15 protein-coding genes and 3 tRNA genes are annotated in these 14,803 nt (G+C 70.4%); 12 read left to right on the top strand and 6 right to left on the bottom strand.

All coding sequences use genetic code 11. The annotated features are described in order from the left end of the window. Nucleotides 1-47: 47 nt before the first annotated feature. Nucleotides 48-584 carry an inorganic diphosphatase gene (gene ppa / locus MA875_RS15305; RefSeq protein WP_248243119.1) on the top strand — a complete coding sequence of 179 codons (537 nt, stop codon included), beginning with the start codon at nt 48-50 and terminating at the stop codon, nt 582-584. 13 nt (nt 585-597) lie between these two features. Beyond that, complete coding sequence (locus MA875_RS15300; RefSeq protein WP_248243118.1) at nt 598-1,929, top strand: DUF2254 domain-containing protein; 1,332 nt, start codon at nt 598-600, stop codon at nt 1,927-1,929. 27 nt (nt 1,930-1,956) lie between these two features. Here the strand turns inward: MA875_RS15300 and MA875_RS15295 are convergent, their stop codons facing one another. Continuing rightward, on the bottom strand, nt 1,957-3,351 hold the full coding sequence (locus MA875_RS15295) for a M23 family metallopeptidase (protein ID WP_248243166.1): 1,395 nt from the start codon (nt 3,349-3,351) through the stop codon (nt 1,957-1,959). Between the two features lie 268 nt (nt 3,352-3,619). Between MA875_RS15295 and MA875_RS15290 the strand changes: the two genes are divergently transcribed. The 4 genes from MA875_RS15290 to MA875_RS15275 all read left to right on the top strand — a co-directional run bounded on the left by MA875_RS15290 (nt 3,620) and on the right by MA875_RS15275 (nt 4,490). Continuing rightward, a tRNA-Glu gene (locus tag MA875_RS15290) sits at nt 3,620-3,692 on the top strand. Between the two features lie 27 nt (nt 3,693-3,719). Next, a tRNA-Asp gene (locus MA875_RS15285) sits at nt 3,720-3,793 on the top strand. A gap of 80 nt (nt 3,794-3,873) precedes the next feature. After that, nucleotides 3,874-3,946 (top strand) — tRNA-Phe (locus MA875_RS15280). 193 nt (nt 3,947-4,139) lie between these two features. Continuing rightward, a complete protein-coding gene (locus MA875_RS15275; RefSeq protein ID WP_248243117.1) occupies nt 4,140-4,490 on the top strand; it encodes a hypothetical protein in 351 nt (116 codons plus the stop codon). Nucleotides 4,491-4,509: 19 nt separating this feature from the next. Here the strand turns inward: MA875_RS15275 and MA875_RS15270 are convergent, their stop codons facing one another. After that, a complete protein-coding gene (locus MA875_RS15270) occupies nt 4,510-4,845 on the bottom strand; it encodes a MarR family winged helix-turn-helix transcriptional regulator (RefSeq protein ID WP_248243116.1) in 336 nt (111 codons plus the stop codon). A gap of 269 nt (nt 4,846-5,114) precedes the next feature. Between MA875_RS15270 and MA875_RS15265 the strand changes: the two genes are divergently transcribed. Genes MA875_RS15265 through MA875_RS15255 form a run of 3 tightly spaced genes read left to right on the top strand, consistent with a single transcriptional unit; the run spans nt 5,115 to nt 7,203 of the window. After that, entirely contained in the window at nt 5,115-5,462 is a 348-nt protein-coding gene (locus MA875_RS15265; RefSeq protein WP_248243115.1) for a DUF7882 family protein, read from the top strand. 56 nt (nt 5,463-5,518) lie between these two features. Continuing rightward, complete coding sequence (locus MA875_RS15260) at nt 5,519-6,361, top strand: hypothetical protein (RefSeq protein ID WP_248243114.1); 843 nt, start codon at nt 5,519-5,521, stop codon at nt 6,359-6,361. Continuing rightward, on the top strand, nt 6,358-7,203 hold the full coding sequence (locus MA875_RS15255) for a hypothetical protein (protein WP_248243113.1): 846 nt from the start codon (nt 6,358-6,360) through the stop codon (nt 7,201-7,203). Before MA875_RS15260 ends, MA875_RS15255 begins: the two co-directional genes overlap by 4 nt. On the opposite strand, the gene MA875_RS15250 is transcribed toward MA875_RS15255, so the two are convergent. Genes MA875_RS15250 through MA875_RS15240 form a run of 3 tightly spaced genes read right to left on the bottom strand, consistent with a single transcriptional unit; the run spans nt 7,161 to nt 9,756 of the window. Then, nucleotides 7,161-8,066 (bottom strand): metal ABC transporter permease, encoded by a 906-nt coding sequence (locus MA875_RS15250; protein ID WP_248243112.1) that lies wholly within the window; start codon nt 8,064-8,066, stop codon nt 7,161-7,163. The genes MA875_RS15255 and MA875_RS15250 overlap by 43 nt on opposite strands. Further along, nucleotides 8,063-8,824, bottom strand: a complete 762-nt coding sequence (locus MA875_RS15245) for a metal ABC transporter ATP-binding protein (protein ID WP_248243111.1) — start codon at nt 8,822-8,824, stop codon at nt 8,063-8,065. Before MA875_RS15245 ends, MA875_RS15250 begins: the two co-directional genes overlap by 4 nt. Continuing rightward, nucleotides 8,821-9,756, bottom strand: coding sequence for a metal ABC transporter substrate-binding protein (locus tag MA875_RS15240; RefSeq protein ID WP_248243110.1), 936 nt, complete (start codon nt 9,754-9,756; stop codon nt 8,821-8,823). The genes MA875_RS15245 and MA875_RS15240 overlap by 4 nt, the downstream gene beginning before the upstream one ends. Nucleotides 9,757-9,953: 197 nt before the next feature. On the opposite strand from MA875_RS15240, the gene MA875_RS15235 reads away from it, so the two are divergent. Beyond that, nucleotides 9,954-11,054: a polysaccharide deacetylase family protein gene (locus MA875_RS15235; protein ID WP_248243109.1), complete on the top strand. Its 1,101-nt coding sequence runs from the start codon at nt 9,954-9,956 to the stop codon at nt 11,052-11,054. Nucleotides 11,055-11,430: 376 nt separating this feature from the next. Here MA875_RS15235 and MA875_RS15230 read toward each other — a convergent pair whose 3' ends face one another. Continuing rightward, complete coding sequence (locus MA875_RS15230; protein WP_248243108.1) at nt 11,431-12,573, bottom strand: glycosyltransferase; 1,143 nt, start codon at nt 12,571-12,573, stop codon at nt 11,431-11,433. A 103-nt stretch (nt 12,574-12,676) separates the two neighbouring features. Here MA875_RS15230 and MA875_RS15225 point away from each other — a divergent pair, with 103 nt between their 5' ends. Both MA875_RS15225 and MA875_RS15220 read left to right on the top strand, forming a co-directional pair. Continuing rightward, complete coding sequence (locus tag MA875_RS15225; RefSeq protein ID WP_248243107.1) at nt 12,677-12,937, top strand: glutaredoxin family protein; 261 nt, start codon at nt 12,677-12,679, stop codon at nt 12,935-12,937. 199 nt (nt 12,938-13,136) lie between these two features. Continuing rightward, the gene (locus tag MA875_RS15220; RefSeq protein WP_248243106.1) at nt 13,137-14,741 is read left to right on the top strand and encodes a molybdopterin-dependent oxidoreductase; all 1,605 of its coding nucleotides are present in this window, start codon (nt 13,137-13,139) and stop codon (nt 14,739-14,741) included. Nucleotides 14,742-14,803: the final 62 nt, after the last annotated feature.

The following is a 14,803-nucleotide window of genomic DNA, read 5'->3' as shown; positions in this document are numbered from 1 at the left end:
CGACTAGGCTGGTCGCCGGCCACCCACCGTTCTGAAGGAGCACAGGCATGGGCGCATACGACGCCGTCATCGAGATCCCGCGCAACAGCAACATCAAGTACGAGGTCGACCACGGCACCGGACGGGTCTTCCTCGACCGCATCCTCTTCACCCCCATGGGGTACCCGACCAACTACGGGTTCTTCGAGAACACCCTCGGCGAAGACGGCGACCCGCTCGACGTGCTCGTGCTCCTCGACCAGGACCTCATGCCCGGCATCCTGGCGAAGGTCCGCCCGGTGGGCGTGCTGAAGATGGTCGACGAGGCCGGCGGCGACGACAAGGTGGTCGCGGTGCTGGCGAAGGACCCGCGCTGGTCGCACATCCAGGACGTCGCCGACATCCCCGAGCACATCAAGAACGAGATCGGCCACTTCTTCGAGCACTACAAGGACCTCGAGGCCGGCAAATGGGTCAAGGTCGACCAGTGGGCCGACGCCGCCGAGGCCGAGCGACTCGTGAGCGAGGCCTTCACCCGCTTCGAGGAGCACGAGGGCGAAACCCGCACCCAGGGTGAGGGCGAAGCCCCGAACACGCTGGACTGAGGTCGGAGCGACGGTGGCGCGGAACGGATACGGGCCCCGCGCCGCCGCGCTCTCCGAGGCCATCGCCTCACGGCTGTGGCCGATCCCGCTCGCCGCGACGGTGGTCGCCGTCATTCTCGGCGTCGTGTTCCCCCAGGTCGACCGGGCGATCGATCAGAACCTGCCCGCCACCTTCGCCGCCCTGCTGTTCGGAGGCGGCGTCGAGGCGGCACGGGCGGTGCTCTCGGCGATCGCAGGATCGGTCATCACCGTCACGTCGTTGACGTTCTCGTTGACCGTCGTCGCCCTGCAGCTGGCAAGCAGCCAGGGCTCGCCGCGGCTGCTGCGGATGTTCGCCGCCGACCGGATGGTGCACGCGACCCTCGCGATCTTCATCGGCACGTTCGCCTACGCCCTGACGGTGCTGCGCACGATGGAGGACGCCACCGAGGATGCGGGCGCCTTCGTCCCGCGGATCGCGGTCACCGTGGCATCCGTCCTGACGCTCACCAGCGTGGTGATGCTGACCTTCTTCCTCGGGCACCTGGCGCGGCAGCTCCGCCTGGAGACGATGATGCGCGACGCCCACCGCGAAGCGTCTCGCACGATCGCGATGGTGTGGGATGCTGCGCCGGGGCGTCCGGCCCCTGTCGCCCCTCGGGCGCCGCAGGAGGCACGAGAGGTGCGCGCGGAGTCGTCGGGGTTCCTCACCGAGGTGAACCGGTCGAGGCTCTTGGACATCGCCCGCGAACACGACGTCGTGGTCGAGGAGATTTCACCGACGGGCACGAGTGTGGTGACCGGCGCGCCGCTGCTGCGATGGTGGTCCCGCTCCGGCGCACCCACGCGCGCAGACGCCGGTCTCGACAGCGCCCTGCGCGCACAGTTCAGCCTGGCGTACGAACCCACCCCGGCGCAGGATGTGAGTTTCGGGATCCGGCAGATCACCGACATCGCGATGAAGGCCCTCTCCCCCGGCGTCAACGACCCGACGACGGCCGAGTACGCAGTGGGGCACCTGGCCGACCTCCTCGCCGACATCGCCGCGCAGGGCCCGCTGCCGGCATCGTTCACGGATGACACAGGTGTCGCGCGCCTCATTCCCGCGCACGCCTCTTTCGCATCGCTCGTCGCACTGAGCCTCGGCCGTGTCCGTCACTACGGCTCCGGCGACCCGCTCGTCGCCGGCCGGTTGCTCCGCGCCTACGGCGAGGTCGGCCGCCGCACCGTCGATGACGGCCAGCGCGAGGTTTTGCGAGCCGAGTTCGCACGCACGCTGCGCGCGATCGACGAGCGCGCCGCTGATGACACAGACATCAGGGACGCCCGGCGCATCGCTGAGGAGGTGCGGGCGGCACTTGATTGATCGAGCAACAACGGCGCCCGGGGTGTGTCAGACGCTGACACCTCGGGCGGCCATGAAGTCGATCGGGTTCACGGTAGCGCCGTTGACATAGCACTCGAAATGCAAATGGCAGCCGAACGAACGCCCACTGTTACCCTCGGCCCCGATGAGCTGCCCGGCGCTGACCCCTTGGCCGTAGCCCACATAGATCGAGTTCAGGTGCGCATACCCGGTCGCGATCCCGCCGCCGTGATCAATGCGGATGAAGTTTCCGTAGCCACCGTTCCACCCCGCGTAGGTCACCCGACCTGCCGACGCGGCAAAAATTCCCGAGCCGCAACCAGCAGCGAGGTCAACACCGTAGTGGAAGGAACTGGAGCATCCTTGCGGGCCGCATTGCGACGCTCGCGCGCCGTACCCCGACGAGCGCCACCCAGACGCCGGACGTGCCCACCCTGTGCCGACGACTCCGCCACCGCTTCCACCGCCGCCGCCGCCACCACCACCGCCACCGCCGCTGTTCTGCTGGGCTTCGCGACGCTTGCGCTCCTCCTCAGCGAGGCGGGCGGCCTCGGCCGCGCGGGCGCGGGCTTCTTCCTCCTCGCGGCGTCGGCGCTCTTCTTCGGCCTTGCGACGGGCCTCGACGCCGGCCTGGTAGTCGGCGATCGTCTTAGCGGTCGTGTCACGAAGGGCCGCGAGCTGGGCCTCGAGCTCGACGCGGTGCGTCTGCTGCGCGGCGAGGGCCGCCTCCGCCGCGGCGGCCGCCTCCTGGGCGGCAACCATCTTCTGCTCCGCCTCCTTCTGCAGGCGGTCGCGCTCGGCGCGCTGAACGGCGGCCTGGTCGCTCAGGCTCTGCGCCGAATCGCGGGCGGTGATCGCTTCGGCGTAGACCCCGCGGTTGCGCTCGACAAGCTTGTCCATGGTGCCCAGGCGCGCCAGGAGATCGTCGGCGGTGGCCGCCGACCCGGCGAAGAACAGCTCGAGCGAGGTGTCGTCACCGCCGTTCCGATACAGCTCGGCAGCCACGCGTCCGGCCTTGTTGGCGGCATCCGTGGCCTTTTCGGCCTGCTCGTCCGCCTGCCGCTGCAGCTCATCGGCGCGGTACGCGGCCTCGAAGAAGGCCTGCTGCGCCTCGTAGTACTCGTCGCCCGCCCGCACCGCTTCTGCCTGCTTCGCGGCGACATCCGCAGCGAGACCGGCGATGAGCCCCTCGATGCGGGTGATCTCGGCGGCCTTCGCGCCCTCGTTCTGCTTGGCGCGCTCGACGTCGTCCCACGTCGGATAGTCGACGACGGCGAAGGCCGGCGCCAGAGCGGGGCCAGCGAGGGCGCTCGCGGCGGCGAGGCCGACGATGCCGAGGCCGAGCAGACCGCGACGGCTGAGGTCGGGCCAGAGCATGGCCTTCTCGCGCGCGGTGGGCGCGCAGCCGCAGTCGTCATGCATCGCGTCGGAGTCCACAGGCCCTCTCCTTCGCACACAGGCAGAAGTAGACGTGCATCACATTAGCAACATCAGTCACAATCGCAACGGTGATCACCGGAACCGACCTCGTCGATTCCGGTGCGACCGTTCGGCTCAGTGTCGCCCGCGAACGCCACCGTGACGCGTGCGACGCGCGGGTCTCGCCGGCATCCGACGGCTCGATTGGCGCAAGCGCCGGGGATTGCGTATGCTTGGGCGTCGGCGAGTGAGCCTCCGGGTTCGTTCATCCGGCCCCATCGTTTAGCGGCCTAGGACGCCGCCCTTTCACGGCGGTAGCACGGGTTCGAATCCCGTTGGGGTCACTCCGTAAGGCACAATTGAATAAGCATGGCCCTGTAGCGCAGTTGGTTAGCGTGCCGCCCTGTCACGGCGGAGGTCGCGGGTTCAAGTCCCGTCAGGGTCGCTCCAAGCGGCGGGCCTTCTTTCGAGAGGGCCTTTCGTCTAGGACGTGGCATCGCGTCGTTCGCGATACGGATGCCGCGCGGCTCTGTAGCTCAGTTGGTAGAGCGCACGACTGAAAATCGTGAGGTCACGGGATCGACGCCCGTCGGAGCCACTGGGACCCCCGTGTGGCTTCTACACACGGGGGTTTCTTCTTTCCCCCTCCCCCGATGGACGCTCGGTCGCAGACTCGCGCGGATGTCGCAGGATTCGGCCGTCTGGCTGCGCCGCCGACGAACTTCTGCGACGCGGCGGCGCGATATGGCGCATAATCCAGGTAGCGCGTCCTCAACTCGAACGGTTTCCCCATGCCCTTCCGCAACGCCGCCACCCTCCAGGGGTGGCTGGAGGAGTTCCTCGCCTCCGGCGATCACGTCGGCTTCGCGGGTACCGTCCGCGTGATCCCGCAGGACGGTGCCGACGGTGCTGACACCGGGCTCGTGGGAGTGCAGTTCGAGCGGCTGTCGACGACGACGGCGATCCGACCCGAGGAGCCGGGCTCAGCGCGATGGCTGGTGAGCTTCGAGCCGCGCGACACTCCGGTGTCGATGCCTCCCGAACAGGTCAGCGCCCTCGCCGAGGATCTCACCTACGTCGCGCGACTCTGCCGGTTTCTCGAGCGCAAGTCGGCGGAGTACCTGGGGCTCGATCAGCCCTGAGGCGGCTCAGCGCGGGGACTCAGCGCGAGGTCACTGCGGCCGTCAGGTCGTCGAGGAGCGTCGACAGTTCCTCGATCCGCGCCACATCGCGCAGCGCGACGGCGTCGTCGAAGTCGTCGTCGAAGCGGCAGAGCGATGACCACGGGGCATCCGAGAGATCGATGGCGGGATTGATCCGGATCACGCGGCGATCGTCGGGGTCGTAATCACGGGTCGCGACACCGCGCTCGACCAGCCGGTCGATCAGCGCCGTGGCGCCGGCCGCGGTGATGCCGAGGTAGGCGGCGATATCGGCCGCACGTACGCCCGGTCGCTCGCAGATGAAAATCAGTGCGCGCGCATCGCCGTCACCCATGTTGAGGTCGCGGCGGGCCTTCGCGAACGCCGCGGAGCGCGCATCGGCGTACCCCGAGAGCGCTCTGCGCAGAGCGGATGCCTGTCGTGCGATGGTGATCGCCTCAATCCTGCTACCACGCTCGTGCGGCGTGGTTCACTTCCTGAGTATTACACGAATTTAACTAAATCGGTGAAGCATTGTGTTAGCGTGGCCGTATCGCCGCTGGCTCGCTCCCAGTGTCGACACCTCGATCCCAACCGCTGGGTTCGCCCGGCGAAGGAGTGGACATGGGTTACTTGTACTACGGCAGCGACACACAGGCCATCTCGATGCCTGACCGCATGCTCGCGCATGTGAAGGTTCTGGCGGCGACGAAGCTGCGACGGAACGAATCGTTCACGATCACGTGGCGTCACACCGACGACGAAGCTCCCGGGCGCACGACGCTGTGGCTGCATCCCGCCATTCCCCTGCGGTTCACCTTCAGCACCGTCGACGCGGAGAAGATCGACGGGCCGCTGCTGCAGCGGCTTGCGGCCGAGGCCAGCTCGTCGGGCGGACTCAACCTCGACGCGCGCCTGTTCACGCTCGAGCCTGAACCGCAGCCCACGCTCACCCTCGCAGCCGCGGGCTGACAGCCGGTCGCCGTCCCGCCGGCCCCACCCCTCTCGCGCCGCCGTAGGCTGACGACATGGAGGACGGTCCGCGACGGGGCACCGCTCCGCTGGACGACGGCGAGGCGGAGGAACTCCGCTCTTTGCGCCGACGCGCGTTCAGCCCCGACGCGGACATCCACCTCGACTCCGCGGCGCTCGCGCGTCTCGACGAGCTCGAGGCACGCGCCCTTCCCGCCCCTCCCCCCGCCCCTTCCGAGGCCACGGCACCCCCGCTCACGCACGCCCCGGCTCGCCATCCCTCGGCGACCGGTGCGGCCACCGACATCCTCCTGATCCCCGTCGATGAGGATGCCCCTGCCGATGAGGATGCCGCTGCCGCGACGAAGCAGCCGCAACCACCTCGCACCCGGCGACCTCGGCCGGCCGTCACCTGGGCGGCGTCGCTCGTAGGCGCCCTGGTCATCGGTGCCGGAATCACCGCCGGAGTGATGGGCGCGGCCGCCGACAGCGGCGACATCCGCCAGGTCGCGACGCTGAACGTCGAGGACGACTTCCAGGTGCCGATGTTCATGGACCCCGAGGCCTCCTCGGTGCAGGGCTTCGAGGACTTCCACGGCATGGTCGTCATGGTGAGCGACCAGAAATGGCTCGGCCCGGGCACCGACCAGTGTCTCGTCATCACCGCCGGCGGCGACATCAGCTACCAGTCGCAGGCCTTCCAGGGGCGACTGTTCGTCGGGTGCGGCGCGGGCGAGTTCCCCGCCTCGGCGCAGTTCACGGTCTCTCCGGGCCTGCCCGGCGACCTCATCGCCCGCTACCCCGTGGGCACCCCGCTCCAGTTCGTCTACGACGGGTCGCGGGTCGGGGTGTTCGTGGGGCAGGAGACCTCCGTCGAGGCGAGCGGGGCCGACGGATGACGCCCGAGACCACGCTCGACGAGCTGCGGCGCCTTCGGGAACGCGCCTGGGGCCCTGCCGCCGACCTCACCGACGATCCGGCCGCCCTCGAGCGGTGGCAGGCGCTCGAGGCGGCCGCCCGCGCCGAGACCCTGCGGACGGATGCCTCGGCACGGCCGGATGACGAGGCGGAGGCGTCCGGCATCTCGCCCTCGTCCTCCCGCGCGGCGACGCGCGACACCCCCCACACCGACACCGCGCACACCGACCCTGCCCACACCGCCACCGCCGCGTCCGCGCCCGGCGCGCCGTCCCCGGCCGACGCCGATGCCGCCGGCGATGCAGGGGACGCGGCATCCGGTTCCCCACCCGCCGACGAACGGCCCCCGCTGCGCGCGTGGTTCCCCCGGCGCCGGGTGCCGTGGGCCGCGTCGATCGTCGCCGCCGCGGCGATCGGCGCCGTCATCGCGGTCGCCGGTGCGACCACCGTCGAACGCACCGGCGGGGGTCAGCAGGTGGGCACGCTCGCCACCGACTCCGACTTCGCGCCGCCCGACTTCCTCGGCATCCCCGCCGAGTCGCTCCGCGGGTTCGACGAGTTCTACGGTCTCAGCGTGTTCAGCAGCCGGGAGGAGTGGATCGGCGGCGGAACCGACGAGTGCCTCCTCGTCGTCGGCGACGGGGGCGAGACGCAGCGGCAGGTCTTCTTCGGCTGCGGCGTCGGCGCCTTCGCCGCGTCGGTGCAGTTCCGGGTGCAGCCGGGCATGCCGTCGGAGCTGCTCGAGCGCTTCCCCGAGGGCACCCCTCTGCAGTTCGTGCGTCAGGGCTCCGATGTGCGGGTGCTCGTCGGCGACACGCCCTGACCTGCCTCACGCCGTGCCCGGCCCGCCGCGATCCGGCGACCGATGATCCCCTGCCGCGGGGCGAAGAGGTAGGCGAGCGTGAAGAACGCGCCCTGCACGAGGACCACAAGACCCCCGGATGCCGCATCGAGCCAGTAGCTCAGATAGATGCCGATGATCGAGGCGGCCGCCGAGACGAGCGGGGCGATGACGAGCATGCGCCCGAACCGGTCGGTGAGGAGGTACGCGGTCGCCCCCGGGATGATCAGCATCGCCACCACGAGGATCACCCCCACCACCTGCAACGCGACGACCGCGGTCAGCGCGAGCACCCCGAGAAGCAGGGCGCCGAGCATGCGCGGCGACAGCCCGATCGCGAAGGCGTGGGTCGGGTCGAAGGCGTAGAGCGTCAGGTCGCGCCGCTTGACCAGGAGAACGGCGAACGCGACGACGGCGAGGATGAGGATCTGCACGAACTCCGCGTCGGAGATGCCGAGGATGTTGCCGAAGATGATGTGGCTGAGATCGGTCTGAGAGGGGGTCACCGAGATGAGGACGAGACCCAGCGCGAAGAGCGTGGTGAAGACGATGCCGATCGCGGCATCCTCTTTCACCCTGCTGGCGCCGCGGATGAGACCGATGAGCGCGACCGCGAGAAGCCCGAAGACGAGCGCGCCGAGCGCGAACGGCGCGCCGAAGACGTAGGCGAGGACCACCCCGGGGAGCACCGCGTGCGAGACGGCGTCGCCCATGAGCGACCAGCCGACCAGCACCAGCCAGCACGACAGCAGCGCGCACACGATCGCCGCGACGACGGTGGTCGCGAGCGCGCGCACCATGAAGTCGTACTGCAGCGGCTCGAGGAGGAGGTCGAGGGGGTTCACGCGGCCTCCCCGTCGTCCGCGGGCGGCGGCGACGCCGACGGCTCGTCGAGTCCGAACGCGCGCGCCAGGGTCGCGGGCTCGAGCGCCTGCGCCACCGGGCCGTGGAAGAGCACGCGGTTCATCAGCAGCACCGCCTCGTCGGCGAGCTCGGGCAGGGCGTGCAGGTCGTGGGTCGAGACGAGGACCGTGCGGCCCGCCGCCGCGAGATCGCGGAGGAGGCCGACGATGGTGGCTTCGGAGCGCTTGTCGACGCCGGCGAAGGGTTCGTCCAGCAGCAGGATGCCGGCATCCTGCGCGATCGCCCGGGCGACGAAGGCGCGCTTGCGCTGACCGCCGGACAGGCGCCCGATCTGCCGGTCGGCGAGCCCGTCGAGGTCGACGCGGGCGAGGGCCTCGTCGACCGCCCGGCGGTCGGCGGTCCCTGCGCGGCGCATCATGCCGAGCCGGCCGTAGCGCCCCATCATCACGACGTCGCGCACCGAGACCGGGAAGGTCCAGTCGACCGCCTCCGACTGCGGAACGTATCCGACGAGGCCCTGTCGCCGTGCGAGCGCGGGGTCGGCGCCGTCGATGCGGACGGTGCCGGCGTCGGGGCGGAGGCGCCCCACGATCGCGGCGAAGAGGGTCGACTTGCCCGACCCGTTCATGCCGATGAGCCCGGTGACCCGGCCCGCGGCGACCTCGAGCGACACGTCCCGCAGCGCGACGACGTCGCCGTAGCGCACGGTGACGTCGGAGATCTCGATGGGATGCGTCATCCGCCCTCCCCCCGAAGCCCCGCGACGATCAGCTCGGCGTCGTGCCGCAGCAGATCGAGGTAGGTCGGCACCGGGCCGTCGGGTTCGGACAGCGAGTCGACGTAGAGAGTGCCACCGAACGCGGCGCCGGTCGCTTCGACCACCTGCTGCATCGGTCGGTCCGAGACCGTGGACTCGCAGAACACCGCCGGGATGCCGTCGTCGTCGACCCGCTCGATGACCGCGGCGATCCGCTGCGGGGTCGCCTGCTGCTCGGCGTTCACAGGCCAGATGTAGACCTCGTCGAGCCCGGCGTCACGGGCGAGGTAGGAGAACGCCCCCTCGCAGGTGACGAGCGCGCGCTCGGCCTCGGGGACGGCGTCGAGTTCGGCGAGCAGTGCGTCGAAGACCTCCTGCAGCTCGGCCTTGTACGCCTCGCCGTTCGCGGCGTAGTCGTCGGCGTTCTCGGGATCGAGCTCGCCGAAGGCCGAGACCATGTTGTCGACGTAGATCGCCGCGTTCACCGGACTCATCCATGCGTGCGGGTTCGGCAGGCCCGCGTAGGCGTCGCCGGAGATGTCGATCGGTTCGACACCGTCCGAGACGACGACGTGCGGCACGTCGACCGAGTCGACGAACTGGGCGAACCAGGCCTCGAGGCCCAGCCCGTTGTCGAGGATGAGGTCGGCATCGGCCGCGCGGCGGACATCCCCCGGCGTCGGCTCGTACCCGTGGATCTCCGCTCCGACCTTCGTCAGCGACTCGACCCGGAGGTGTTCGCCGGCGACGTTCTGCGCCATATCGGCGAGCACCGTGAAGGTGGTGAGCACCACCGGGCGGTCATCGTCCGCGTCACCGTCGGCTGCGCCGCCGGCGCATCCCGCGAGCGCGGCGGCGAGCGCCAGCATCCCCGTGAGGAGGGCACCGACGAGCGCCGCACGATTTTTCGGCATACCGAAAAATATAGCGTCCGCAGGTCGCGGGAGGATCACGATGCGGGTGCGTGCGCCTCGCGCTGCCGGTGACCTGGGCGCGGAGGGGCTACGATTCCTTCGGCGCGGGGGCGCTGCGAAGGGGGCGGGCGATGTCGCTGGTGGGTCGATCGGGAAGGCGTCGGGCCAGCGCCCGCGTGCGGCGTCGGCGACGGCTGGTGGCCACGATCGCGGCTACGGTGCTCGTGGTCGTCCTGGTCGCGACCGTCACGATCGCCGCCCTCACCCGTGGCGCCGGCACGCCGGTCGCCGACGCGGGCACTCCCCGCGACCCCGGGATCTCGGCCGAGCCCACGCCCGAACCGACCCCGCTCACCCCCGTCGAGACACTGCTCGCCAGCACGGACGACCCGAATGCCTGCGCAGTGAGCTTCGCCGGCGACGGCGTCGATCAGGCGCCGATCCTGCAGACGCAGGGGACGCTGTACGCCGGGCTGCCCATCCCGGGGCGCGAGGGCGCGGTCTTCGCCGGGTGGTACGCCACCCCCGAGGATGCCGCGGCGTTCGCGGTGCCCGCCCGGATCAACGGGTCGGAGATGGTCGCCTGCACCGACCGCCAGGTGACCCTGCACGGGGCGTGGAAGACCCCCGAGGAGAACGCCGCCGAAGACGCGCGCATCCCGATCCTCATGTACCACCAGTTCACCACCAACCCCGAGGGTGAGAGCGGGTGGCTGCGCGGCAATTACGCGTACATCGGCGACTTCGACGCGCACATGAATCACGTCGCCACCGGGGGTTTCTACCTTCCGACGTGGGACGAGCTGAGCGGTTTCATCGACGGGCGGCTGTGGCTTCCCAACCGTTCGGTGATCGTCACCGACGACGATGCCGACCAGACCTGGTTCGACCTCGCGGTGCCGGTGGTGGACAAGTACCAGGTGCTGTCGACCTCGTTCATGATCACCGCCTATCGGCAGGACCCCGCGCCCTCGCCGTACGTGCTGCGTCGCTCGCACACGCACGACATGCACCAGGCCGGGGCGAACGGCGATGGGCGGATCACGAACTACGCCGTGCCTGAGATCGTGGCCGACATGGAGGCATCCGCTCAGGTTCTCGGGGTCAAGGAGGTGATGGCCTATCCCTTCGGGCACTACAACGACACCGCGAAGGAGGGCCTGCGCCAGGCGGGCTTCGAGATGGCCCGCACCATCGAGCCGGGATACGTCACGATCGGCACCGACAAGCTCGCCCTCCCCACCATCCGCATCAACTACGGGATGGGTCTCGACGCGCTGGTGAACCTGATCGGCTGAGTCGTGCTCTGCGCCAACGTGGGGCAGAGCGCACGTCTGGTTTCGCGCTCGCGAGGATTTCGGCGCTCGCGAGGATTTCCGCGCTCACGCGGATCGAAGGGCCCCGAATCGTCCGCGTGAACGCGGATCTCCGCGCGAGGGAGGATTCGTGCTGCGCCAGCAGCCCAGCGCGGACCCCGACACACAGCATCCCCGTCTTCGCGCTCGCGAGGATTTCCGCGCTCGCGAGGATTTCCGCGCGCACGCGGATCAAAGGGGCCCGAATCGTCCGCGTGAATGCGGATTTCCGCGCGAGCGCGGATCAGCGCCGCGCGAGCGGGGAACAGCACGGCGTGCAGTGCGGACCACCGCGCCGCACCACGGAAGGTCCGCGGCGTCAGAGCTCGCCGGGCGACATCGCCTGCGCGTCGAGCTCGTCGACGAACTGCCGCGCGCGGCTGGGGGCTCCCGCCCGCCGAGGGGCGTAGACGACCAGCGAGTGGAACATGAAGCGCACGAGGAAGGCGACGACGAGGGTCATCCCGGCGGCGATGACGCTGGAGATGTGCCAGGTCTCCACCAGCAGCGCGATCACCGGGATGCGGATCAGCGCCTCGGCGTTGTTGAAAGCGAACGACTTCGCGAAGCGGGTCCAGACACCGGATGCCTCGTGCTTCATGTCATGGAAGACGAAGCGCTCCTGCAGCAGGAAGTTGCCGATGATCGTCGCTTCAGCGGCGATGACGGCCGCGACGATGTAGCCGACGCCGAACTGGATCAGCACCCACATGATGGCGAGGTTCGCCATCGCCCCGAGCCCGCCGATGAGGGCGAACAGCGACATCTTGCCGAAGCGCAGCGCCGTTAGCTGCGCGAGGAAGTGCAGGCCCTGCCGGAACGAGGCCTTCGACCGGCCCGCGTGACGCTCGGCGAAATCGAACGGCACCTCGGCGATGCGCAGCGGGCGGCGGGCGAGGATCTCGAGCAGGATCTTGAACCCGCGCGGTATCAGCGTCGCCGGGTCGACGGAGCGGCGGTCGATGAGGAAGAATCCCGTCATCGGGTCGGTGACCTCGTGCAGCCGGATGGGGAACATCGCCTTGGTCAGCGCGGTCGACGCGCTCGAGACGAGCACGCGGGTGCGGTCGGCGAGGCCGCCGGAGGTGCCGCCGCCGGCGTAGCGTGAGGCGATGACCACGTCGACGTCGCCCTGGATGAAGCGGCGGTAGAGCTCGGGGATCTTCTCCGGCGGATGCTGCAGGTCGGCGTCCATCACCAGGCACGCGTCCGCGGCGGCGGCCTTCAGGCCCGCCGTGACCGCGCCCCCGAGGCCCCCCGTGCGCTTCGCGCGGTGGATCAGCCGCACCGGAAGCGTCGCGCTGCGCGCGACATCCTCGACCACGGCGGGGGTGTCGTCGGTGCTGTCGTCGACCACGATGATCTCGGCCTCGATGCCCTCGACCGCCGCCGAGACGCGCGCAACCAGCTCCGGGATGTTCGGAGCTTCGTTGAACGTCGGGACGATGATCGTGAGCTGCACTGCCGACCATCGTCGCATGATCGCCCGCGGCCTGCGCGCGGGCCTGGGGAATGCGGCGGACCCGCTCAGGCGTTGTCCATGGTCGGCACGAAAGGATGGACGCATGACCGACAACGCCACCCCCATCACGATGTTCGGCGCTGACTGGTGCCGCGACTGCATCCGCACCAAGAAGCAACTCGATGAGCTGGGCGTCGCCTACACCTACATCGACCTCGTCGCGCAGCCCGAGGCCGCCGACGTCGCGCGCGAGATCTCGGGGCGCACGAATATCCCCGTCGTCGTCTACCCCGACGCGTCGCACCACGTCGAGCCCTCCAACGCCGACGTCGAGGCGAAGCTGCGCGAGCTCGCGCTCGTCTGACCCCGCAGCTCCCCACCGGCACACCTCGCCTGACGCAAACGGCCGCCCCCGGGCACCAAACGCGCCCACCGAGCGACGCGGGCGCGTGCGCGACGTGGCGGGGATGCGCAGCGTGCGCCGCGGGGCGCACCCGCGGACCATCCGATCCCCCTCCCGCGACGAACAGGTGAGGTCAGGCCGTACAGCGGAAGGGGCCCGGATGACCACGTCGACCGCACGTCGCCCGATCGGGTGGGCCGCGGCATCCGGCATCATCGCCGCCGCCGCGTTCCTCGCCGCCGCCGAACTCGTCGCCCTCATCGTCGCGCGCAGCGCGAGCCCGATCCTCGCGGTCGGGTCGTTCCTCATCGACATCGTCCCGCAGCCGATCAAGGAGTTCGCGATCTCCACCTTCGGCGACGCCGACAAGGTCGTGCTGCTGATCGGGATCGGATGCGGCGTGCTCGTCGCCGCGGCAGCGGCGGGCATTCTGCAGTACGTCCGGCCGCCGCTCGGGGTCGCCGCCCTCGCGCTGGCGGGCATCCTCTCCGGCGCCGCAACGCTCACGCGCGCCGGCGCGACACCGCTCAGCGTCCTGCCGCCGCTCGTGGGCACCGTCGCCGGCATCCTCGCCCTCATCCTGCTCGTCAACCGTCTGCGCCGGTGGCGCGCGCCGCGCGCGACCGCTCCCGCCAGCGCGCAGACCGACGCCGCACCCACGAACCCGCAGAACACCGTCGCCGAACGGCCCGGCTCGGTCGATCGGCGCGCCTTCCTCCGCGCGAGCGTCCTCACCGCGGCGGCGGCGGTCGTCGTCGGCGCGGGCTCCCGGGTGGTCAACGCCGCGACCTCCTCGCTCGCCGCCGTCCGCGAAGAGCTGGCCCTCCCCGCACCCCGCACGACGGTGACGATCCCCGACGGGGCGAGCTTCGACATCCCCGGCCTGTCGCCCCTCATCACTCCGAACGACGACTTCTACCGCGTCGACACCGCGCTGACGGTCCCCTCTATCCACCCCGCGACCTGGCGGCTGCGCATCGACGGCATGGTCGACACCCCCGTCGAGCTCAGCTTCGACGACCTCGTCGCGATGGGGCTCGACGAGTACGCCGTCACCCTGACGTGCGTGTCGAACGAGGTCGGCGGCGGGCTCGTCGGAAACGCCGTCTGGCTCGGCGTCCCGCTCCGCGACGTGCTGCGGATGGCCGGCCCCCAGGCGGGCGCCGACATGGTGCTCTCGCGCAGCGTCGACGGGTACACCGCGTCCACGCCGCTCAGCGCCGTCACCGACGACGGCATCGACGCGATCCTCGCCGTCGGGATGAACGGCGAACCCCTGCCGTTCGAGCACGGCTTCCCGGTGCGGATGGTGGTGCCCGGGCTCTACGGGTACGTCTCGGCGACGAAGTGGCTCACCCAGCTGACCGTGACGACCTTCGCGCAGGACGAGGCCTACTGGACCCCCCGCGGGTACAGCGCCGAGGCGCCGATCAAGTTTTCCTCCCGCATCGACACCCCGCGCACCGGCACTCCGATCCCCGCCGGGCGCACGCCCATCGCCGGCATGGCGTGGGCTCAGACCGTCGGCATCGAGCGGGTGGAGTTGAGCATCGACGACGGCCCCTGGCAGCAGGCGACGCTGTCGACCCCGATCAACGACGACACCTGGGTGCAGTGGTTCCTCGACTGGGACGCCACCGCCGGCACCCACTACGTCGCCGTCCGCGCGGTCGATCGCGACGGCGAAACCCAGATCCAGGAGCGGGCGCCCATCGCCCCTGACGGATCGACCGGATGGCAGCGGGTGCTGGTCACGGTCCGCTGACCGCCCGACCCGACCCGCCCTGCACCCCGCGCGTCGCGTCGCGCTCACCCGCCCCGCGCCCG

Origin of the sequence: Microbacterium kunmingense (genome assembly GCF_023155745.1) — a bacterium.
GTDB lineage: Bacteria > Actinomycetota > Actinomycetes > Actinomycetales > Microbacteriaceae > Microbacterium > Microbacterium kunmingense.
Note: the sequence above shows the minus strand (reverse complement) of the source record. Positions and strands in the feature narration are given on the sequence as shown.